General features: G+C 61.0%; 20 protein-coding genes. 9 read left to right on the top strand and 11 right to left on the bottom strand.

What is annotated here, in order from left to right; all coding sequences use genetic code 11:
* Positions 1–77: 77 nt before the first annotated feature.
* Entirely contained in the window at positions 78–1,091 is a 1,014-nt protein-coding gene (locus tag AB1E37_RS05375) for a LacI family DNA-binding transcriptional regulator (protein WP_032448037.1), read from the bottom strand.
* A 267-nt stretch (positions 1,092–1,358) separates the two neighbouring features.
* Here AB1E37_RS05375 and ascF point away from each other — a divergent pair, with 267 nt between their 5' ends.
* From ascF to AB1E37_RS05360, 3 genes are all read left to right on the top strand, one after another.
* Entirely contained in the window at positions 1,359–2,801 is a 1,443-nt protein-coding gene (gene ascF, locus AB1E37_RS05370) for a PTS cellobiose/arbutin/salicin transporter subunit IIBC (RefSeq protein ID WP_002914879.1), read from the top strand.
* Positions 2,802–2,827: 26 nt separating this feature from the next.
* Positions 2,828–4,252, top strand: coding sequence for a 6-phospho-beta-glucosidase (locus AB1E37_RS05365; protein WP_004181034.1), 1,425 nt, complete (start codon positions 2,828–2,830; stop codon positions 4,250–4,252).
* Between the two features lie 181 nt (positions 4,253–4,433).
* Complete coding sequence (locus tag AB1E37_RS05360; protein WP_002914883.1) at positions 4,434–4,742, top strand: SymE family type I addiction module toxin; 309 nt, start codon at positions 4,434–4,436, stop codon at positions 4,740–4,742.
* Here AB1E37_RS05360 and hycI read toward each other — a convergent pair.
* From hycI to hycA, 9 genes are all read right to left on the bottom strand, one after another.
* On the bottom strand, positions 4,739–5,209 hold the full coding sequence (gene hycI, locus AB1E37_RS05355) for a hydrogenase maturation peptidase HycI (RefSeq protein WP_004174683.1): 471 nt from the start codon (positions 5,207–5,209) through the stop codon (positions 4,739–4,741). The genes AB1E37_RS05360 and hycI overlap by 4 nt on opposite strands.
* Positions 5,202–5,612: a formate hydrogenlyase maturation HycH family protein gene (locus AB1E37_RS05350; RefSeq protein WP_002914887.1), complete on the bottom strand. Its 411-nt coding sequence runs from the start codon at positions 5,610–5,612 to the stop codon at positions 5,202–5,204. The genes hycI and AB1E37_RS05350 overlap by 8 nt, the downstream gene beginning before the upstream one ends.
* Positions 5,609–6,376, bottom strand: a complete 768-nt coding sequence (locus AB1E37_RS05345) for an NADH-quinone oxidoreductase subunit B family protein (RefSeq protein ID WP_002914891.1) — start codon at positions 6,374–6,376, stop codon at positions 5,609–5,611. The genes AB1E37_RS05350 and AB1E37_RS05345 overlap by 4 nt, the downstream gene beginning before the upstream one ends.
* Entirely contained in the window at positions 6,376–6,918 is a 543-nt protein-coding gene (locus tag AB1E37_RS05340) for a formate hydrogenlyase complex iron-sulfur subunit (RefSeq protein WP_002914893.1), read from the bottom strand. Before AB1E37_RS05340 ends, AB1E37_RS05345 begins: the two co-directional genes overlap by 1 nt.
* Positions 6,919–6,927: 9 nt before the next feature.
* Complete coding sequence (gene hycE, locus AB1E37_RS05335; protein ID WP_004151044.1) at positions 6,928–8,637, bottom strand: formate hydrogenlyase subunit HycE; 1,710 nt, start codon at positions 8,635–8,637, stop codon at positions 6,928–6,930.
* 16 nt (positions 8,638–8,653) lie between these two features.
* A complete protein-coding gene (locus AB1E37_RS05330; RefSeq protein WP_004149485.1) occupies positions 8,654–9,577 on the bottom strand; it encodes a respiratory chain complex I subunit 1 family protein in 924 nt (307 codons plus the stop codon).
* Between the two features lie 2 nt (positions 9,578–9,579).
* Positions 9,580–11,406 (bottom strand): formate hydrogenlyase subunit 3, encoded by a 1,827-nt coding sequence (gene hycC, locus AB1E37_RS05325; RefSeq protein ID WP_004890213.1) that lies wholly within the window; start codon positions 11,404–11,406, stop codon positions 9,580–9,582.
* Positions 11,403–12,011 (bottom strand): 4Fe-4S dicluster domain-containing protein, encoded by a 609-nt coding sequence (locus AB1E37_RS05320; protein WP_004151047.1) that lies wholly within the window; start codon positions 12,009–12,011, stop codon positions 11,403–11,405. Before AB1E37_RS05320 ends, hycC begins: the two co-directional genes overlap by 4 nt.
* An 82-nt stretch (positions 12,012–12,093) precedes the next feature.
* Positions 12,094–12,543 (bottom strand): formate hydrogenlyase regulator HycA, encoded by a 450-nt coding sequence (hycA, locus tag AB1E37_RS05315; protein ID WP_002914925.1) that lies wholly within the window; start codon positions 12,541–12,543, stop codon positions 12,094–12,096.
* 209 nt (positions 12,544–12,752) lie between these two features.
* Here hycA and hypA point away from each other — a divergent pair, with 209 nt between their 5' ends.
* From hypA to flhA, 6 genes are all read left to right on the top strand, one after another.
* A complete protein-coding gene (hypA, locus tag AB1E37_RS05310; RefSeq protein ID WP_004145778.1) occupies positions 12,753–13,097 on the top strand; it encodes a hydrogenase maturation nickel metallochaperone HypA in 345 nt (114 codons plus the stop codon).
* Between the two features lie 3 nt (positions 13,098–13,100).
* Positions 13,101–13,973: a hydrogenase nickel incorporation protein HypB gene (gene hypB / locus AB1E37_RS05305; RefSeq protein ID WP_032448038.1), complete on the top strand. Its 873-nt coding sequence runs from the start codon at positions 13,101–13,103 to the stop codon at positions 13,971–13,973.
* Positions 13,964–14,236: a HypC/HybG/HupF family hydrogenase formation chaperone gene (locus AB1E37_RS05300; protein ID WP_002914934.1), complete on the top strand. Its 273-nt coding sequence runs from the start codon at positions 13,964–13,966 to the stop codon at positions 14,234–14,236. Before hypB ends, AB1E37_RS05300 begins: the two co-directional genes overlap by 10 nt.
* Positions 14,236–15,357 carry a hydrogenase formation protein HypD gene (gene hypD, locus AB1E37_RS05295; protein ID WP_032448039.1) on the top strand — a complete coding sequence of 374 codons (1,122 nt, stop codon included), beginning with the start codon at positions 14,236–14,238 and terminating at the stop codon, positions 15,355–15,357. The genes AB1E37_RS05300 and hypD overlap by 1 nt, the downstream gene beginning before the upstream one ends.
* Positions 15,354–16,364, top strand: coding sequence for a hydrogenase expression/formation protein HypE (gene hypE, locus AB1E37_RS05290; RefSeq protein ID WP_009308481.1), 1,011 nt, complete (start codon positions 15,354–15,356; stop codon positions 16,362–16,364). The genes hypD and hypE overlap by 4 nt, the downstream gene beginning before the upstream one ends.
* A 236-nt stretch (positions 16,365–16,600) precedes the next feature.
* Positions 16,601–18,673 carry a formate hydrogenlyase transcriptional activator FlhA gene (gene flhA / locus AB1E37_RS05285; RefSeq protein WP_004174677.1) on the top strand — a complete coding sequence of 691 codons (2,073 nt, stop codon included), beginning with the start codon at positions 16,601–16,603 and terminating at the stop codon, positions 18,671–18,673.
* 53 nt (positions 18,674–18,726) lie between these two features.
* Here the strand turns inward: flhA and AB1E37_RS05280 are convergent, their stop codons facing one another.
* Positions 18,727–20,127, bottom strand: coding sequence for a glycoside hydrolase family 1 protein (locus AB1E37_RS05280; protein WP_002914970.1), 1,401 nt, complete (start codon positions 20,125–20,127; stop codon positions 18,727–18,729).
* Between the last annotated feature and the right edge of the window lie 35 nt (positions 20,128–20,162).

The raw sequence follows: 20,162 nt of genomic DNA, 5'->3' as shown, positions 1-20,162 counted from the left end.
TTAATATATTGATTATAAAGACTATTATAGCTGGGCTTTGCTGTCATCGTCAGTAGTGACGATGACAGCTGACGACGTCAGGCACAGGGGCCCGCCACCAGCGACTCGCGTTCAATCAGCGCTCCGGGAAAGCTTTGCTGAAAGTTGAATTCCCCGCCATCCAGCATAAAGATCAGCCGATTGATGCTCTCTTTAATCATATCCGTCACCGGCACCCGGACGCTGGCGAGCGACGGCACCATATACGGCGCAAGAGCAATATCGTCAAACCCCACCACCGAGACCTGTTCTGGCACCTTAACGCCCAGCTGGTGAAGCTGCTTCATCGCCCCGATGGCCATATCGTCATTGCTCGCCACCAGCGCGCTGTAGGTAACCCCGCGCTGACGCAGGCTCTCCACCCCCGCCGCCCCGGTTTCCGGCGTCCAGCGCCCTTCGGCGATAAGCGCCTCGTTCAGGGCGATGCCGTGGCCAGCCAGCGCGTCTTTGTAGCCGGCGAGGCGTTCGACGCCGGTGGGAGAGTCAAGGGAGCCGGTAATAAAGGCGATATCGCGATGGCCAAGCGCAATCAGCCGCTCCACTACCCGCATCGCCGAGGCTTTTTGATCGGACCAGACGCAGTGGCTGGCGTGGCGGCGCAGGCGGCGATTAAGCACCATGATCGGCTGCGAGTGGTTCTCAACGATCTCGTCCATCTCATCAACGGTGAGAAAGCGCGGGTAGATGATGATCGCATCGCAGCGTAGATCCAGCAGGTACTGGATCGCCTCCCGCTCCTCTTGCGCGCTGTGCTTGCCGTCGGCCAGGATCAGCTGCCGCCCTTTATCCTCCGTCATCCGCGCCACGTGATACAGCAGTTCGCTAAAATAGACGCCGTGGTACAGGGTATTGGTCACCACCAGGCCGAGGGTTTGCGTGGTTTTGGTCGCCAGGTTGCGCGCCAGCAGATTTGGCCGGTAGCCGCTCTCCGCCACCGCCTTAAACACCCGGTCTTTGGTCTCCTGGCTGACATAGCCGTTGCCCGACAGCACCCGCGAAACGGTCGCCTTCGATACCCCCGCGCGCTTTGCGACCTCCAGCATCGTTGCCATGTGATTCTTCCTGTTGCAAAAGTTGCAGGCAGTGTACTGCACGTTTCCCGCTTTTACAGCACTCCCCTGTTCATCACCGCGATCCGGCTCACGGCGACGCTTAGCGATCAAAATCACAAAATTGAGATCATATTTTTTTATTTCTTGTGCAATTAAATAAAACTCACCATGATTTTGTGGAACCGGTTTCCTACAAAAACATGCTATCGCCCGGCGATGCGGGGCGGTGGCAGATCAGTACCCTATTGATAAACAGGATAAAATCCGATGTCGAAAAATTATGCAGCCCTGGCGCAACAGATAGTCGCGGCAATCGGCGGGGTCGACAACGTCGCCGCCGTTACCCACTGCATGACCCGTCTGCGCTTCGTGGTTAAAGACGACGAACAGGTCGATAGCTCTACCCTGAAAGGCCTGGCCGGGGTGCTCGGCGTCGTGCGCAGCGATAACCAGTGCCAGGTGATCATCGGCAACACTGTCTCCCAGGCCTACCGCGAGGTGGTGAATCTGCTGCCTGGCGACCTGCGCCCGGCTGAGCCGCAGGGCAAAGCGCCGCTGACCCTGAAACGCATCGGCGCCGGGATCCTCGACGCGCTGATCGGCACCATGTCACCGCTGATCCCGGCGATTATCGGCGGATCGATGGTCAAGCTGCTGGCGATGATCCTCGAGATGAGCGGCGCGTTGCCGAAAGGCTCGCCGACGCTGACCCTGCTGGCGCTTATCGGCGACGGCGCATTTTTCTTCCTGCCGCTGATGGTGGCCGCCTCCGCGGCGGTGAAATTCAAAACTAATATGTCGCTGGCTATCGCCATCGCCGGGGTGCTGGTGCATCCTGGGTTTATCGAATTGATGGCCAAAGCCGCCCAGGGAGAACACGTTGAATTCGCCTTTATTCCGGTTACCGCGGTGAAATACACCTATACGGTGATCCCGGCGCTGGTGATGACCTGGTGCCTGTCGTATATCGAGCGCTGGGTGGATCGCATTACCCCGGCGGTGACGAAAAACTTTCTGAAGCCGATGCTGATCGTGCTGATCGCCGCCCCGCTGGCGATCCTGCTGATTGGCCCGCTGGGCATCTGGATCGGCAGCGCCATTTCCGCGCTGGTGTATACGATCCACAGCTATCTCGGCTGGCTGTCGGTGGCGATCATGGGCGGGCTGTGGCCGCTGTTGGTGATGACCGGTATGCACCGCGTCTTTACGCCGACCATCATTCAGACCATCGCCGAAACCGGCAAAGAGGGTATGGTGATGCCATCGGAGATCGGCGCCAACCTGTCGCTCGGCGGCTCTTCGCTGGCGGTAGCGTGGAAAACTAAAAACCCGGAGCTGCGCCAGACGGCGCTGGCCGCCGCGGCATCGGCGATTCTGGCCGGGATTTCCGAACCGGCGCTGTACGGCGTGGCGGTGCGCCTGAAGCGCCCGCTGATCGCCAGCTTAATCAGCGGCTTTATCTGCGGCGCGGTGGCAGGTATTGCCGGACTGGCCAGCCATTCGATGGCGGCGCCGGGGCTGTTTACCAGCGTGCAGTTTTTCGATCCGGCCAATCCAATGACCATCGTCTGGGTGTTTGGCGTGATGGCGCTGTCGGTGGTGCTGTCGTTTGCCCTGACGCTGATCCTTGGCTTTGAGGACATTCCCGTTGAGCAGGCCGCTGCCGACGCCAGAGCGCGCCAGGCCCGGGCCCAGGCATCCCACGCCTGAATACACTATTGATAATGAGGTAATGCATGGCGAGTTTCCCACAGGGATTTTTATGGGGCGGCGCACTGGCCGCCAACCAGTCTGAAGGCGCTTATCTTGAAGGCGGTAAGGGGCTGACCACCGTGGATACCCTTCCCCACGGCGCCCATCGCCTGCCGGTAAAATTAGGCCTGGAGAAGCGCTTTACGCTGCGTGAAGACGAATTTTACCCCAGCCACCAGGCGATCGATTTTTACCATCGCTATAAAGAAGATATCGCCCTGATGGCCGAGATGGGGTTCAGCGTCTTTCGCACCTCCATCGCCTGGAGCCGCCTGTTCCCACGCGGCGACGAACAGCAGCCGAATCCGCAGGGCATCGCCTTCTATCGCTCACTGTTCGAGGAGTGCAAAAAGCACGGTATCGAGCCGCTGGTCACCCTGTGTCATTTCGACGTGCCGATGCATCTGGTGATGGAGTACGGCTCCTGGCGCAACCGCAAAATGGTGGATTTTTTCAGCCACTACGCCCGCACCTGCTTTGAAGCTTTTGACGGCCTGGTGAAATACTGGCTCACCTTCAATGAAATCAACATCATGCTGCACAGCCCCTACTCCGGCGCCGGTCTGGTGTTTGAAGAGGGTGAAAACCAGGAGCAGGTGAAGTATCAGGCCGCGCATCACGAGCTGGTGGCCAGCGCGCTGGCGACGAAAATCGCCCATGAGATTAACCCGCAAAATCAGGTCGGCTGTATGCTGGCCGGCGGTAATTTCTACCCTTACTCCTGCAAGCCGGAAGATGTATGGATGGCGCTGGAGAAGGACCGCGAAAACCTGTTCTTTATCGATGTCCAGGCCCGCGGCGCCTATCCGGTGTGGGCCGCGCGGGTGTTCCGGGAAAAAGGGGTCACGATTGCGAAACAGCCGGGCGATGACGAGATCCTAAAAAACACCGTCGATTTCGTCTCCTTTAGCTACTACGCGTCGCGCTGCGCCTCGGCGGAGATGAACGCCAGCAACACCAATGCCGCCAACATCGTCAAGTCGCTGAAGAACCCGCACATTCCGGCCAGCGAATGGGGCTGGGGCATCGACCCGCTGGGCCTGCGCATCACCATGAACATGATGTACGACCGCTATCAGAAACCGCTGTTCCTGGTGGAAAACGGGCTTGGCGCCCGCGATGAGATCGATGCCAATGGGGACATCAATGACGACTATCGCATCAGCTACCTGCGCGAGCACATCAGGGCAATGCGCGATGCTATCGGCGACGGCATTCCGGTAATGGGTTACACCAGCTGGGGCTGCATCGATCTGGTCTCGGCGTCCACCGGCGAGATGAGCAAGCGCTACGGCTTTGTCTATGTCGATCGCGACGATGCCGGCAACGGCACCCTGGCGCGTAAGCGTAAAAAGTCATTCTTCTGGTACCAGAAGGTGATAGCCAGTAACGGCGCCGATCTCGACTAAGCACCCTCGCCCACGCGCGCCCGTTCCCCGCGATAACCGGGGGACGGGCGTCGGCTATCTGTTGCATCCATTACATGCTTTTTTCTCGAGCCTGATTCCAGTTTCTGGTTTGCCACCTGTTTACAATAACTGGTATTTTATCCAGTACTTTTACAGGGGTATCTTCAGCAAGGAGCACATCATGAGCGCACAGCACCCTACCGCAGCCAGAGGGATAGCCAGGGCCATTCGCCAGTTAACCGTGGGATATGTCAGAAAACGCCATGAGGACCGCAAAACGCGGGAGACGCGGCGCTACACCCGCCACGCGGCATTAAGCTTAAACGGCGACTGGCTGGAGCAGGCGGGGTTTCCGGTCGGCACGCAGGTCAGAGTCTCGGTGTCGCCCGGTAAATTAGTGATAGAGAATCTTGAGCTGGCAGCGCCGGGAACGGGGCTCCCTTCCGGCCAGTCGTGCGCCGGCGGAGAGCCCGGTTCGCCGCAGGGCTAGTCGTCCGCGGCCTCCAGCTGAGTAAAGCCGCCCTTGCCCTGCCAGCCTGCCAGCTGCTGATACACCCGGGCAACGGCCTCTTTCACCGGCTGGGTCATCGGATAATAAAAACCGACGATATCCGGCTGAATGCCGAGGAAAATCACCTCGCCGACGTCTTCTTTCAGCTGATCGACCAGATAGTTGAGCGGCATGTTATGGGTGGTCATCATAAACATCTCGGCGATGTCGTCGGGATCGATGATGCGAATGTCGCCGGGGTTTAGGCCCATATCGGTGGCATCGACAATCAGCAGGCGTTCGGGGCGTAATTCGCGGATCGCCACGATGTCGTTTTCCGGCGCGCTGCCGCCGTCGATGACCACCCACTGGCCGGCCGGGTTCGCCGCGCACATCTCCGCCAGCAGCGGGCCGGCGCCGTCGTCGCCCATCATGCTGTTGCCGACACAGAGTAAAACGTCAGTCACGTAATCTCCTCACCATCAGGTAGATGGCGCTCTCCTGGTGAATATCATGCAGCATGCTGAGCAGGGTTTTGCTCCACGCCTGCTGCTGCGGGGTCTGCGCGGACTGCGCTTTATCAAAGGCGTTGGCCAGCATCGCCACATGACTGCTGTCGATGACGATTTCGCCATACTTCGGCACGCCCTCCATTTTGCGCCGCGCGGCGCTTCCGGCCTCAAGGGTGGCGATCCATGCCAGATACGCGTCCCACGGGCAGCTCAGCGCCGCCTCCAGACAGTCGATGACGCCGAGGTGGTGGCCAATCGCCAGGCTGTAATAGACCACCTGCTGCGCCTGATCCGGCGTGGCGTCGTTCTCATCAATAAATTTACGGCTCAGCTGACTGAACACCACCGTCTCGCTCATCGGATACGCGCCCCCTCGACCACCTGGTTGAGATGGGTGACGATCTCGGTCAGACGCGGATCTTTCTCCGCCTCCAGCCAGCGCAGCACCTGACTGTCGCCCTGGCCAAGCAGACGCATATAGTCATCGGCAATCTGCCGTCCATAGCGATAGCCCGCCAGACGCCGCGCTTCGCGATCGATGCGCACCCGCAGAGGCTGCACCATATCGGCATGCAGCAGCTCGGTCGGCTGTTCGTCGAGCTCACCCGGCAGACGGGCATGAATTTTCTGCTCCAGCAGGCCAAGCGCCATGGCGAAGCCGTACAGCGTGGCGGCTGGCGTCGGCGGGCAGCCCGGAATATAGACGTCGACCGGTACGATTTTATCGGTACCGCCCCAGACGCAGTACAGGTCGTGGAAGATGCCGCCGCTGTTGCCGCAGGCGCCGTAGGAGATACAGATCTTCGGATCCGGCGCCGACTGCCAGGCGCGCAGCGCCGGGGAGCGCATCGCGCGAGTCACTGCCCCGGTAAACAACAGAATATCGGCATGGCGCGGCGAAGGCACCACCTTAATCCCGAAGCGTTCAGCGTCGAACAGCGGCGAAAGGGTGGCGAAAATTTCGATTTCGCAGCCGTTGCAGCCGCCACAGTCGACGCGGTAGACGTAGGCCGAACGTTTAATCTTCTTCAGTAGCGAGGCCTTCATGCTGGCGATGGATTCATCCACCGTCATCGGCACGGGAATGCCGTTTTCATCGCGCGGGCCAAGTAAAGTACTCATCAGCTGGCCTCCCTCATATGGCGGGTCAGTTCAATACGATCGGACGGCACCAGGCATTTCTGGCGCTTGCATTCCGGGCAGGTTTCGAAGCTTTCGCGGTGCAGCTCGGCGCGGGTATCGCCGTTATGCTTGAGCAGCGCGATGGCGTAGTCGATCTCCTTCTGCACCGCGAACGGACGCTGGCACTCCCGGCAGTGGCAGATAGCGAAGCGCGACTGCTGGAGGAAATCCTCTTTCTTCCACACCGCCAGCTCATACTCCGGCGACAGCTTAATCGCCGCCGTCGGGCACACCTCTTCACAGCGACCGCAGAAGATGCAGCGCCCGAGGTTAAACTGCCACGCCAGCTGGTTAGTGGCCAGATCGATCTCGACCGTCAGGGCGTTCGACGGGCAGGCGTTCACGCAGGCCGCGCAGCCGATACACTGCTGTGGCGTATGCTCCGGCTTGCCGCGAAAGTTTTTGTCCACCGGCATCGGCTCCAGCGGGTAGGCGTGCGTCGCGGTGCCGGTCTTAATAACTTTTTTAATAAAGGTAAACATGGCGATTCCTTATTTCAGCGGCGAGTTTTTACGCTCGATGCTGTAGCGCTCCAGCTCTTTGTATGGCACCACTTTGCTCTTCTTCTTGCGTACATCGACCACGGTCATGCGGTCAGTACAGGAGTAGCACGGGTCGAGGCTGCCGATGATCAGCGGCGCATCGGAAACGGTGTTGCCGCGCAGCATATAGCGCAGGGTCGGCCAGTTGGCGTAAGTCGCCGCCCGGCAGCGCCAGCGGTACAGTTTCTGGTTGTCGCCGGTCATGCTCCAGTGGATATCGTCGCCGCGCGGCGCCTCGGAGAAGCCCAGCGCGAAGCGGTGCGGAATATAGGTGAACCCCTCCACCATCAGCGGGCCGCCCGGCAGGTTATCGAGACCGAAATCAATCATATTCAGCGCGGTGTAAACCTCGTTGATCCGCACCTTGAGGCGAGATATCACATCGCAGCCCTGCTCGCTGTGGACTTCCATCGGCAGCAGGCCGTAACCGACAAACGGGTGGTCGGCGCGGGTGTCGCGGGCGTGGCCGCTGGCGCGCACCATCGGGCCGACGTTGCTGAAGTCGCGGGCGATTTCCGGGTCCAGACGGCCAATACCGACGGTACGCTGTTCCATATTCGGCGTGCTGAGCAGCATATCCACCAACTCCTGCACGTCGCGACGCATCTGCTGCGCCAGCTGACGGGTCTGGATCATGTCTTCTTTCAGCAGGTCGCGGCGGATCCCGCCGATCAGGTTCAGGCCGTAGGTTTTACGCGCGCCGGTAAGGATCTCAGCCATCTTCATCGAGGTTTCGCGCACGCGGAAGAACTGCATAAAGCCGGAGTCAAAGCCGGTAAAGTGGCAGGCCAGACCGAGGTTCAGCAGGTGCGAGTGCAGGCGTTCCACCTCCAGCAGAATGGCGCGGATCATCTGCGCCCGCTCCGGCACCACGATGCCCATCGCGTTCTCCACCGAGGTGGTGTAAGCGGTGCTGTGGGCGAAGCCGCAGATGCCGCACACCCGGTCCGACAGGAAGGTCACTTCGTTATAACCCATGCGGGTTTCCGCCAGCTTTTCCATCCCGCGATGGACGTAGAACAGGCGGTAGTCGGCGTCGATAATGTTCTCGCCGTCAACGAACAGGCGGAAGTGGCCAGGTTCATCAGAGGTGACGTGCAGCGGGCCGATCGGCACCACGTTGTTTTTCTTGCTGCCGAGCTCGTTAATAAACTCGTAGGTTTCGGCGTCGGTGGTCGGCGCCGGACGCTGGCGATAATCCATGCTGTCTTTGCGCAGCGGATAGAGTTCGTCCGGCCAGTCGTCCGGCAGCACCAGCCGGCGTTCGTCCGGCAGGCCGACCGGCACCAGGCCGTACATATCACGCACTTCGCGCTCGCCCCATACCGCCGCCGGGACGCGCGGCGTCACCGACGGGTATTCCGGTTTGTTGGCGTCCACTTCCACGCGCACGGTGATCCAGCATTTGGTGCCCTGCTCCATCGACAGCACGTAATAGACCGCGTAGTGGCCGTTGAGCTTACGTTCATCGTTGCCGAACAGCACCGACAGCCAGCCGCCCTGCTGGTAGTAGAGAAACTCCACCACTTCCGGCAGGTAGTTGACCTTCACGGTGATGGTTAACTGGTCTTTGGTCTGCCAGGCTTCGTCCAGCACCACGCCGGGAAAGGCCTGGTGCAGCGCCGCAAGGTAGTGTTGACCGATTTTTTCTTCAGACATGCTCAAACTCTCTTAATCACGCCACCAGCAAGGAGACGAAAGCTAAAAAGGCGAAACCAAACCCGGCCCAGGTGACGCGGGAGGTGGCACAAAAACGCAGACGCGCCATGCTGTTTTCAAACAGCGCGATAATTAGCACCCCAACCACCAGCTTAACGATGGCGACCACCAGCGCCAGCAGCAGGCCGCCGACGCTGAAGCTGGTCATCTGGCCCCACGGGAAGAAGACCCCGACAAACATCTGCAGCACCACCAGCTGTTTGAGGCTGATGCCCCACTTCAGGATGCCAAAGCCGCTACCGCTGTATTCCGACAGCGGCCCTTCCTGCAGCTCCTGCTCCGCTTCCGCCAGATCGAACGGCAGTTTGCCCATCTCGATAAAGGTGGCGAAGGCGCAGGCGCATAACGCCAGAATCAGTGGAATGCTGCGCGCCGCCGGCCAGTGGTAAAGGGTATCGGTGATGGCGCTGATATGGGTCGAGCCGGCGACCTGCGCCGCCACCCACAGGCCCAACAGCAGGATCGGCTCCACCAGCACGCCGAGCATCGCTTCGCGACTGCTGCCCAGCGCGGTAAACGGGCTGCCGGTGTCCAGACCGGAAATGGCAAAGAAGAAACGGGCGATGGCGAACAGGTAGATCAGGGTGATGAGATCCCCCAGCACCGGCAGCGGGGAGTCTACCGTCACCACCGGCAGCGCGGTGGCGATGGTCAGCATCACGCCCACCATGACGTACGGCGTCAGGCGAAACACCCAGCCCGAGGCGTCAGGACCGACGCTCTGGCGGCCCAGCAGTTTCAGGATATCGCGATACTCCTGCAGTACCCCCGGTCCACGGCGGTTATGCAGCCGCGCGCGGGCGACGCGAACGATCCCGGACAACAGCGGCGCGACGGCAAACAGCACCAGCGCCTGTAGCAATGCAATTAACAGACTCATTCTCAGGCTCCTCGCGAAATGACAATCACCACCAGCACCGCCAGCTCAACCAGCGCGATCCCGCGCAGCAGCGCCGGCGCCGAGGCCGATTGCCAGCCCGGCACCAGACGCACCGGGTTCAGCCAGTGACGCAGCTTCAGCAGCGGCGCAAAGGCCTCTTTCACCGGCATGGCAAAGCCGTGGGCCGTTACCACCATCGACTGCTCGTGGTCGTAACCGCAGACCCACGCCGCGCCGCGCGAGCGCGCCGCCAGGCGATCGCCTTTAAAGAAGATCATCAGCAGGAACGGCAGCAGCGGGCAGGCGATAAGCAGCAGCGCGATCATCGGCTGCGACACCACGCTCGATACCTGAGCCTGCACCGGGAAGGCGCCGCTCACCAGCGGCAGCAGCCACGGCGCGGCGATGCCGCCAACGAGGCAGAACACCGCCGCCAGCACCACGCTCAGGGTCATCAGCCAGGGGGCGCAGGTGGCGTTTTCCGCCTCTTTCGTCCGCGGCGCGCCGAGGAAGGTCACGCCGTAGACTTTCGCCATACACATCACCGCCAGTGCGCCAGTGATCGCCAGGCCAACGGCCAGTAGCGGCCCCAGCAGACGGCCGATAAACAGGTCGCCAGTACTCATTTTGAAGAAGGATTGATAGATAACCCATTCGCCGGCGAAGCCGTTCAGCGGCGGCAGGGCCGCCATTGCCATCAGCCCCACCAGCATGGCGAGGGAGATCAGCGGCATTTTTTTACCGATGCCGCCCAGCTTCTCGATATCGCGATGGCCGGTGCGGAACCACACCGCTCCGGCACCGAGGAACAGCGTGGTTTTGAACAGGCTGTGGTTAATCAGGTGATACATGCCGCCGATAAAGCCCAGCACCATCAGCGTGCTGTTGCGGGTCGCCACGCCGGTGACGAAGGCGCCCAGCCCCAGCAGGATAATGCCGATATTCTCCAGGGTGTGATAGGCCAGCAGGCGCTGAATGTTATGCTCCATCAGCGCATACAGTCCGCCGATAAAGGCGGTGATCATCCCCAGCGCCAGCAGCATCACGCCCCACCACAGCGGCGGCACGCCGCCGGCCAGCGAAACGGTCAGCATGCCGTACAGACCGACTTTCATCACTACCGTGGAAAACAGCGCGGCGGCCGGCGCGCTGGCCCCGGCGTGGGCCTGCGGCGCCCAGCCGTGCAGCGGGATCGCCCCGGCCAGCAGGGCGAACCCCACCAGACCCGGCAGCCAGAGCAGCGGGTTCTGCATCATATCCACCGCCTGAAGGTTGATCTGCGCCAGCTCGAGGGTGCCGTAGGTTGACCACACCAGCCAGCAGGTCCAGGCCATCAGCAAAGTACCGAGACGCCCCAGCGCAAACCACAGCTTACCGGAGGCGGCGCAGCCGGTGAGAAATGCCGCGCAGAGCGCCATGATCTCCGCCATCACCACCAGTGAACCGATATTGGTCACCACCACCGCGCAGGTCGCGGCGGCCAGCAGCAGGTTGACCAGCGGGCCGTTGGCCTTCACCTGCGGGTGGCGATGCCAGCTAATATTGAACAATGACACCGGCAGCGCCGACAGGCCGATGGCCAGCAGCCACAGCGCGTTGACGCCCCCCACCCGTATCGTCAGGTGGAGAAACTGCAGCATGCCGCCGTGGATCCGCTCCGGCATCAGCAGCGCGGCGCCGCCGGCGACCACCAGCATGGCGCTGGCCACCGCGCCGCCGATCCCGGCAATGGCGCCGCTGAGCGGTTTGCGCATGGCAAACAGAAAGGCCAGTACGGCGCTGGCGGCATACCACGCCACCGCCTGATTCACTAATCCAATTACACTCATTCCCTCTCCCCCTGTTGCGCCTGGAACAGCGACAAGTCGCCAAGGTCGGTATTAAAGGTCAGCTGGCGTTTACGCTTGCTGGCCTGGGCGATATCACGGCTATCCACCAGCATCAGCGCGTTGGTCGGACAGGTCCGCACACAGGCCGGGCCCTGGTCATCGAAGTGGCAGAGGTCGCATTTCACGGCAATAGCGCGCACGCCCGGTACCCAGTCGAGCAGCGAGCTGACGCGCGCCGGCGCCGGCGGCGCGGGGGGCGCCAGCCGGGTATTGGCATTCGCCGGGATATCCAGCGGGCGGCTGCCGGAAAATTCAATGGCGCCGAACGGGCAGGCAATGCCGCACAGTTTGCAGCTTACGCACAGGCTCTCGTTGAGCTGGACCGCGCCATCGACGCGCTGGATTGCGTTAACCGGGCAGACGGTGGCGCAGGGAGCATCTTCACAGTGGTGGCACATCTGCGGTGCCGATTCTTTTTCATTACGCATCACCTGCAGCCGCGGCATAGCCTGCAGGCCGTGCTGGCGATGCGTCTCAGAGCAGGCGGCTTCGCAGGTGCGGCAGCCGATACAGACAGTGGAGTCAGCAATTACAAAACGGTTCACCGGGTCATCCTCGGGTGAAAGTCATTTTTGACGAAATCAGGTTGCGCAGGTGTCATTTTCGACACGTGTCGACACCTTACGATCAGTGGGTCAGCGCCAGATGGCTTAAATCCACCGGTTGGTCTTGTTCCATGGCGTCATACAGACGGTCATAGACGGTGGCGATAATCGCCAGATAGTGCTCCAGCACCTGGTCGCGGGAGCGGTTGCTGATGCGGCCGTCCACCGTGCCATCCATTGCGAGGGTGGCCTGAGCAATCAGATACTTATCACCGCCGTTTTTGTTTTCGACGTAGTACTCGATGGTGTGGCTGTTGAAGCCTTCCGCGAGGGCGACGAACACCTGAAAATGGCCGAACAGCACGAAGCACAGCTCTTTGTCCGGCGCGCAGCTCATCGCGTGATGCAGGCGGGCCTTCGACAAGGTGATCCCCTGAACCAGCGAGTTACAGTAGATGTGCCACTGCTCCTGCTGCTGCCGGTGACGGTCGGCGATGTAATCCGCCTTTTCACTTATTTCCCAAATAGTCATATCGGTTTCTCCGTAGCATGAGATGCACCCTCTAAGCATTTTTCATGCCAGGTTTTATTTAATTGATTTAACTATGTTTTTTTATCGACCTCTGCCGATGCGACATGTCGATGACAGCCCCGGGGCGTCGACATCGACATTGACTGCCACGACGATTTCATTCTGGCATCGTTATTGCATAGAAGGCGCATCGCGATACGGAGGCGACTATGCACGAAATCACCCTCAGCCAGCGGGCGCTGGAAATTATTGAACAACAGGCGCAGCAGGCCGGCGCGCGGCGGGTTACCGGCGTGTGGCTTAAGGTCGGCGCATTTTCCTGCGTGGAAGCCAGCGCCCTGACCTTCTGCTTTGAGCTGGTCTGCCGCGGCACGCTGGCGGAGGGGTGTGAATTGCATATCACCGAACAACAGGCTGAATGCTGGTGCGATCGCTGTCAGCAGTACGTCCATCTTGTCTCGCAGCACGTTCGCCGCTGCCCGCACTGCAATAACGACCAGCTGCAGATCGTGGCGGATGATGGCTTACAGATTCAGCGTTTAGAATTGGAGTAAATTATGTGTACAACATGCGGCTGTGGCGAAGGCAACCTCTATATTGAAGGAGACGAACGAAACCCGCATTCCGCGTTCCGCAGCGCCCCCTTCGCGCCCGCCCCACGCCAGACGATGACCATCATCGGTGTCAAAATCGACCACTTCGCCCCCACCCGCACGCCAGAGGGCGACCTGCATTACGGCCACGGCGAAGCGGGTACCCACGCCCCGGGGCAGAGCCAACGGCGGATGCTGGAAGTGGAGATCGACGTGCTGGATAAAAACAACCGCCTGGCGGCACGCAACCGCGCACGCTTCGCAGCAAAACAGCAGCTGGTGCTGAATCTGGTTTCCAGCCCCGGCTCCGGCAAAACCACCCTGCTCACCGAAACCCTCACCCGGCTGAAAGGACGCGCCGACTGCGCGGTGATTGAAGGCGATCAGCAAACGGTCAATGACGCCGCCCGCATTCGCGCCACCGGCACCCCGGCGATTCAGGTCAATACCGGGAAAGGCTGCCATCTCGACGCCCAGATGATCGCCGACGCCGCCCCGCGCCTGCCGCTGGCTAACCGCGGCATTCTGTTTATCGAAAACGTCGGCAACCTGGTCTGCCCGGCCAGCTTTGATCTCGGCGAGCGCCATAAGGTGGCGGTGCTGTCGGTCACCGAAGGCGAAGACAAACCGCTGAAGTATCCGCATATGTTCGCCGCCGCCAGCCTGATGCTGCTCAACAAAGTCGACCTGCTGCCGTATCTCAATTTCGACGTTGAGCGGTGCCTGGCCTGCGCCCGCGAGGTCAATCCGCATATTGAAATTATTCTTGTCTCCGCCACCAGCGGCGAAGGCATGGAGCAATGGCTCACCTGGCTGGAGACGCAGCGATGTGCATAGGCATTCCGGGACAAATTTGCGCCATCGACGGCGTGCTGGCGAAGGTGGAAGTTTGCGGTATTCAGCGCGACGTCGACCTGACGCTGGTCGGCGCCGTTGATGAGCAGGGCCAGCCGCGGCTCGGCCAGTGGGTGCTGGTGCATGTCGGCTTCGCCATGAGCGTCATTAATGAAGCCGAAGCCCGCGACACCCTCGAGGCGCTGCAAAATATGTTTGACGTGGAGCCGGACGTCGGCGCGCTGCTGTACGGCGAGGAGCGATAATGCGTTACGTAGATGAATACCGCGCCCCCGAACAGGTGATGCAACTGGTGGCCCATCTTCAGCAGCGTGCTCGTCTGCTGCCGCACACCGCCGCGCGACCGCTGCGCATCATGGAGGTCTGCGGCGGCCATACCCATGCCATTTTTAAATTCGGGCTCGACCAGCTGTTGCCGGAGAACATCGAATTTATTCATGGTCCCGGCTGCCCGGTGTGCGTCCTGCCGATGGGGCGCATCGACGCCTGCATTGAGATTGCCAGCCGCCCGGGAGTGATCTTCTGCACCTTCGGCGACGCCATGCGCGTGCCGGGTAAAAACGGCTCGCTTCTGCAGGCGAAAGCCCGCGGCGCCGATGTCCGCATCGTTTACTCGCCGATGGACGCTCTGCGGCTGGCGCAGCAAAATCCGCAGCGCGAGGTGGTCTTTTTTGGTCTTGGTTTCGAAACCACCATGCCCGCTACCGCCCTGACCCTGCGTCAGGCGCGAGAGCGCAACGTCGATAACTTCTACTTTTTCTGCCAGCACATCACCCTGCTGCCGACCCTGCGCAGCCTGCTGGACCAGCCGGAGAACGGAATCGACGCCTTTCTCGCCCCGGGCCACGTCAGTATGGTGATCGGCACCGAGGCCTACGGCTTTATCGCCAGCGACTATCACCGTCCTTTAGTGGTCGCCGGTTTCGAACCGCTTGATCTACTGCAAGGCGCGCTGATGCTGGTTGAGCAGACAATAGCGCAGCGCAGCGATGTGGAAAATCAGTACCGTCGCGTGGTGCCGGATGAGGGCAACCCGCTGGCGCAGGCGGCGATGGCCGACGTCTTCCGCCTGGATGGCGACAGCGAATGGCGCGGCCTGGGGGTCATCAGCGACTCCGGCGTGCAGCTTACGCCAGCCTATCAGCGCTTCGATGCCGAGGCGCATTTTCGCCCGGCGCCGCAGCGCGTGTGCGACGACCCGCGCGCCCGCTGCGGCGAGGTGCTGACCGGCCGCTGTAAACCGCACCAGTGCCCGCTCTTCGCCAGCACCTGCAATCCGCAAAGCGCCTTTGGCGCGCTAATGGTCTCCTCTGAAGGGGCCTGCGCCGCCTGGTATCAATATCGCAGTCAGGAAAATGAAGTATGAAAAGCGTCCAGTTAGCCCACGGTAGCGGGGGACAGGCAATGCAGCAGCTGATCGGCGACCTGTTTATGCAGGCCTTCGCCAACCCCTGGCTGGCGGAGCAGGAGGATCAGGCGCGCCTCGATCTGGCGGCGCTCGCCGCCCAGGGGGACCGCCTCGCCTTCTCCACCGACAGCTACGTGATTGACCCGCTGTTCTTTCCCGGCGGCAATATCGGCAAGCTGGCCGTCTGCGGTACCGCCAACGATGTGGCGGTCAGCGGCGCCATCCCGCGCTATCTTTCCTGCGGCTTTATTCTCGAAGAGGGGCTGGAGATGGCCACCCTGGAAGCGGTGGTCGCCAGCATGGCCGACACCGCCCGGGCGGCAGGGATCGCCATCGTCACCGGCGACACTAAAGTGGTGCCGCGCGGCGCGGCGGATAAGCTGTTTATTAACACCGCCGGCATCGGCGCCATCCCGGCGGACGTTCGCTGGGGGACGCAGCAGATTAGCGCCGGTGATGTGCTGCTGGTCAGCGGCACGCTGGGGGATCATGGCGCCACCATCCTTAACCTGCGCGAGCAGATGGGGCTGGACGGCGCGCTGTCCAGCGACTGCGCGGTGCTGACGCCGCTTATCCAGACCCTGCGCCCGCTGAGCGGAGTGAAAGCCCTGCGCGACGCCACCCGCGGCGGGGTTAACGCGGTCGCCCATGAGTTCGCCGCCGCCAGCGGCTGCGGCATCGAACTGCAGGAGGCAACGCTGCCGGTCAACGACACAGTGCGCGGCGTCTGCGAGCTGCTTGGTCTGGACGCCCTGAACTTCGCCAATGAAGGCAAGCTGGTGCTCGCCGTCGCCCGCGACGAGGCGGAAAACGTGCTGGCGCATTTGCGGTCTCACGCGTTAGGACGCGATGCGGCGATAATCGGCGAAGTGGTCGCCCGCCCGGGCGTACGTTCCGTTGGGCTGTACGGCGTGAAGCGGACGCTCGATCTTCCCCACGCCGAACCGCTGCCGAGAATTTGTTAACGACGGCGTCGGGTCCCGGATAGCGGCTGGCGCCTTATCCGGGCTACAAAACTGCGCGCACAGGTAGCCCGGCTAAGCGCAGCGCGAGCCGGGAAAAAGCCAGCGTAATTATTTTGCCCAAACCAGCGGGCGCCCATGGATGGGTTAAAGCGGCAATAACCGCTTTATTAACATACTATTATTTGTACCATCATTTTCTTATGCGCCGCGTTGTCGGCGCGTTTTGGACGTAAGCAATGTCGTATACACCGATGAGCGATCTCGGCCAGCAGGGGCTGTTCGATATCACCCGGCTTTTATTACAGCAGCCCGACCTGGCCGCGCTAAGCGAAACCCTGACCCGTCTGGTGCAACAGTCCGCGCTGGCCGATGAGGCGGCCATCATCCTGTGGAACGCGGGTAATCACCGCGCGGCCAGGTACGCCTGCGATGAGGCCGGCCATCCGGTAAGCTACGAGGATGAAACCGTCCTGGCCCACGGTCCGGTGCGTCGCTTACTCTCCCGGCCGGATGCCCTGCATTGCGATCATGAAACCTTTGCCGACACCTGGCCGCAGCTTATCCGCAGCGGGCTCTATCGCCCGTTCGGATACTATTCGCTGCTGCCGCTGGCGGCGGACGGGCGGATCTTCGGCGGCTGCGAATTCCTCCGCCGTGACAACCGGCCGTGGAGCGAGAAAGAGTTCCAGCGGCTGCATACCTTCGCGCAGATCGTCGCCGTCGTCACCGAACAGATTCAGAACCGGGTCAGCAATAACGTCGATTACGATCTGCTGTGCCACGAGCGCGACAACTTTCGCATCCTGGTGGCGATCACCAACGCGGTGCTCTCGCGACTGGATATCGACGAGCTGGTCAGCGAGGTGGCGAAAGAGATCCATCGCTACTTCCGGATCGACGCCATCAGCGTGGTGCTGCGCAGCGACCGCAAGGGGAAGCTCAACATCTATTCCACGCATTATCTTGACGCCAGCCACCCGGTTCACGACCAGAGCGAGGTGGATGAAGCCGGCACCCTCACCGAGCGCGTGTTCAAAAGCAAAGAGATGCTGCTGCTTAATCTGCACGAACATGACACTCTCGCGCCGTATGAGAAAATGCTCTTCGAGATGTGGGGCAATAAGATCCAGACCCTGTGCCTGCTGCCGCTGATGTCCGGCAATACCCTGCTCGGGGTGCTTAAGCTGGCGCAGTGCGACGAACAGGTCTTCACCACCACCAATCTCAAGCTGCTGCGGCAGATCGCCGAGCGGGTGTCGATCGCTATCGATAACGCCCTCGCCTACCGCGAAATTCAGCGCCTGAAAGAGCGGCTGGTGGATGAGAACCTCGCCCTCACCGAGCAGCTCAATAATGTCGAGAGCGAATTCGGGGAGATTATCGGCCGCAGCGAGGCGATGAACAATGTGCTCAAGCAGGTAGAGATGGTGGCGCACAGCGACAGCACCGTGCTGATCCTCGGCGAAACCGGCACCGGCAAAGAGCTTATCGCCCGCGCTATCCACAACCTCAGCGGACGCAACGGTCGGCGGATGGTGAAGATGAACTGCGCGGCGATGCCCGCCGGGCTGCTGGAGAGCGATCTGTTCGGCCACGAACGCGGCGCGTTCACCGGGGCCAGCGCCCAGCGTATCGGCCGCTTCGAACTGGCGGACAAAAGCTCCCTGTTCCTCGATGAAGTGGGCGATATGCCGCTGGAACTGCAGCCCAAACTGCTGCGCGTCCTCCAGGAGCAGGAGTTCGAACGTCTGGGGAGCAACAAGCTGATTCAGACCGACGTTCGATTGATCGCCGCCACCAACCGCGATCTCAAGCAGATGGTTATCGACAGGGAATTCCGCAGCGATCTCTACTACCGGCTCAACGTGTTCCCGATCCACCTGCCGCCGCTGCGCGAACGTCCCGACGATATCCCGCTGCTGGTGAAGGCGTTTACCTTTAAAATCGCCCGCCGCATGGGGCGCAATATCGACAGCATTCCGGCGGAAACCCTGCGCACTCTGACGCGCATGGAGTGGCCGGGCAACGTGCGCGAGCTGGAAAACGTTATCGAACGGGCGGTATTGCTCACCCGCGGCAACGTACTGCAGCTCTCCCTGCCGGAGCGGGATATCGTGGAAGCCCCGCGGACGCCGGCGGTCCTGCCTGAGGAAGGTGAGGATGAATATCAGCTGATCGTCCGGGTGCTGAAGGAGAGCAACGGCGTGGTGGCCGGGCCGAAAGGCGCCGCCCAGCGGCTGGGGCTCAAGCGCACCACGCTCCTGTCACGCATGAAGCGGCTGGGTATTAATAAAGACGAACTGGTGTAACCTCGCGCGCTCCCCCTTTCCACGCCGGTGAGAGGGAGCGCTGGCGCAGCGCGCTATTTATCGCTGGTAAAACCGTTGCTGGTCGCCAGTTCGGCAAACCACAGCGCATTGCGTTTTATCTGTCGCTCGCCGGTCTCCAGATCCAGTCGCCAGAAGCCGTAGCGCCGTTTGAAGGCATTGATCCACGACCAGTTGTCGATAAACGTCCACTGGTGCACGCCAAAGCAGTTCGCGCCGTCGGCTATCGCCCGATGCAGCTGCACCAGATGCTCCTCCATCAGCTGGATGCGGAAAGTATCGTCTATCACCCCGTCCGCCCCGGGCTCGCCCTCTGATTGTCGATCCATCGCGATGCCGATTTCCGCGAGATACCACTTAATATTGCCGTAGTTATCGCGAATATTGGCGGCAATGTCATAGATCGCCTGCGGCAGGATCTCGTTGTTATCACGATAAGGATTAAAGCGGCCCTGCGGGTTCACCGCGTTTTCGAAATAGTATTCCGGGGTGAAATAATCGAGGTCATATTCGCTCTCACGCGCTTTTACCCGCCGCGGCACGTAATAGTTTACCCCAAGAAAATCGATATCCGCGCTGAGGATCAACGCCGCGTCGTCTTTGCTGGTCGTCGGCAGGCAGTCGTGGGCGGCAAGGATCTCGCACAGCGCTTTGGGGAATTCATGTTTTACCAGCGGGTCAAGGAAGCTGCGGTTAAAAAACAGGTCGGCATACCCGGCGGCTTTTTTATCCGCGTCGCTGTCGGTGAGGGTATAGCTCGGGGTCAGGTTGAGCACCACGCCGATCTCGCCCGCCAGCGCCAGTTCACGATAAGCCGTTACCGCTTTGGCGTGCGCCAGCATAATGTTAAACGCCACCTGCGCCGCCAGCCGGCCATCTTTCTTACATGGATAGTGGAAGTCGTACAGGTAGCCTCCCTCAACCGGCACAATCGGCTCGTTGAAGGTTATCCAGTATTTAACCTTATGGCCAAACAGGCTAAAGGCGGTGCGGGCAAAGCGGGCAAACAGCTCGGCTACGTGCGCCGATTCAAAGCCGCCGTACTGTTTCTGCAGCGCTTCCGGCATATCAAAGTGGTAGAGATTGATCATCGGCTCAATGCCGTTGGCGATCATCTCATCCAGATAGGCGTGATAAAAACGCACCGCGTCCGGGTCCGGCGCGCCGGTTTCCAAATCAGCGATCAGTCGTGACCACTGTATCGAGGTACGAAATGAGTTGAAGCCGGTCTGTTTCATCAGCGCCACGTCCTGCGGATACTGATGATAAGTATCACACACGGTCTGCGGCCCTACCTGCTGATAAAATCGCTCCGGCTGTTCGGCAAACCAACTGTCCCAGATGGAACGATGGCGCTTATTGGTGACCCCTTCCGTTTGCGGGCCGGACGCCGCCGCCCCCCACAGGAACCCTTGCGGAAACTGATACTGCTGCATAACCTCTCCTTCGAAAAAAGGCTGCGCCCGTCTGG

Origin of the sequence: Klebsiella sp. Shm-1, assembly GCF_040804525.1 — a bacterium.
Lineage (GTDB): Bacteria > Pseudomonadota > Gammaproteobacteria > Enterobacterales > Enterobacteriaceae > Klebsiella > Klebsiella pneumoniae.
This window is presented reverse-complemented; position numbering and strand designations above follow the sequence as displayed.

What these genes read in the sequence shown, in the direction of transcription:
- AB1E37_RS05375 (WP_032448037.1), bottom strand. Translation starts at nt 1,091, where the DNA reads ATGGCAACGATGCTGGAGGTCGCAAAGCGCGCGGGGGTATCGAAGGCG.
- ascF (WP_002914879.1), top strand. Translation starts at nt 1,359, where the DNA reads ATGTCGAAAAATTATGCAGCCCTGGCGCAACAGATAGTCGCGGCAATC.
- AB1E37_RS05365 (WP_004181034.1), top strand. Translation starts at nt 2,828, where the DNA reads ATGGCGAGTTTCCCACAGGGATTTTTATGGGGCGGCGCACTGGCCGCC.
- AB1E37_RS05360 (WP_002914883.1), top strand. Translation starts at nt 4,434, where the DNA reads ATGAGCGCACAGCACCCTACCGCAGCCAGAGGGATAGCCAGGGCCATT.
- AB1E37_RS05350 (WP_002914887.1), bottom strand. Translation starts at nt 5,612, where the DNA reads ATGAGCGAGACGGTGGTGTTCAGTCAGCTGAGCCGTAAATTTATTGAT.
- AB1E37_RS05345 (WP_002914891.1), bottom strand. Translation starts at nt 6,376, where the DNA reads ATGAGTACTTTACTTGGCCCGCGCGATGAAAACGGCATTCCCGTGCCG.
- AB1E37_RS05340 (WP_002914893.1), bottom strand. Translation starts at nt 6,918, where the DNA reads ATGTTTACCTTTATTAAAAAAGTTATTAAGACCGGCACCGCGACGCAC.
- hycE (WP_004151044.1), bottom strand. Translation starts at nt 8,637, where the DNA reads ATGTCTGAAGAAAAAATCGGTCAACACTACCTTGCGGCGCTGCACCAG.
- AB1E37_RS05330 (WP_004149485.1), bottom strand. Translation starts at nt 9,577, where the DNA reads ATGAGTCTGTTAATTGCATTGCTACAGGCGCTGGTGCTGTTTGCCGTC.
- hycC (WP_004890213.1), bottom strand. Translation starts at nt 11,406, where the DNA reads ATGAGTGTAATTGGATTAGTGAATCAGGCGGTGGCGTGGTATGCCGCC.
- hycA (WP_002914925.1), bottom strand. Translation starts at nt 12,543, where the DNA reads ATGACTATTTGGGAAATAAGTGAAAAGGCGGATTACATCGCCGACCGT.
- hypA (WP_004145778.1), top strand. Translation starts at nt 12,753, where the DNA reads ATGCACGAAATCACCCTCAGCCAGCGGGCGCTGGAAATTATTGAACAA.
- hypB (WP_032448038.1), top strand. Translation starts at nt 13,101, where the DNA reads ATGTGTACAACATGCGGCTGTGGCGAAGGCAACCTCTATATTGAAGGA.
- AB1E37_RS05300 (WP_002914934.1), top strand. Translation starts at nt 13,964, where the DNA reads ATGTGCATAGGCATTCCGGGACAAATTTGCGCCATCGACGGCGTGCTG.
- hypD (WP_032448039.1), top strand. Translation starts at nt 14,236, where the DNA reads ATGCGTTACGTAGATGAATACCGCGCCCCCGAACAGGTGATGCAACTG.
- hypE (WP_009308481.1), top strand. Translation starts at nt 15,354, where the DNA reads ATGAAAAGCGTCCAGTTAGCCCACGGTAGCGGGGGACAGGCAATGCAG.
- flhA (WP_004174677.1), top strand. Translation starts at nt 16,601, where the DNA reads ATGTCGTATACACCGATGAGCGATCTCGGCCAGCAGGGGCTGTTCGAT.
- AB1E37_RS05280 (WP_002914970.1), bottom strand. Translation starts at nt 20,127, where the DNA reads ATGCAGCAGTATCAGTTTCCGCAAGGGTTCCTGTGGGGGGCGGCGGCG.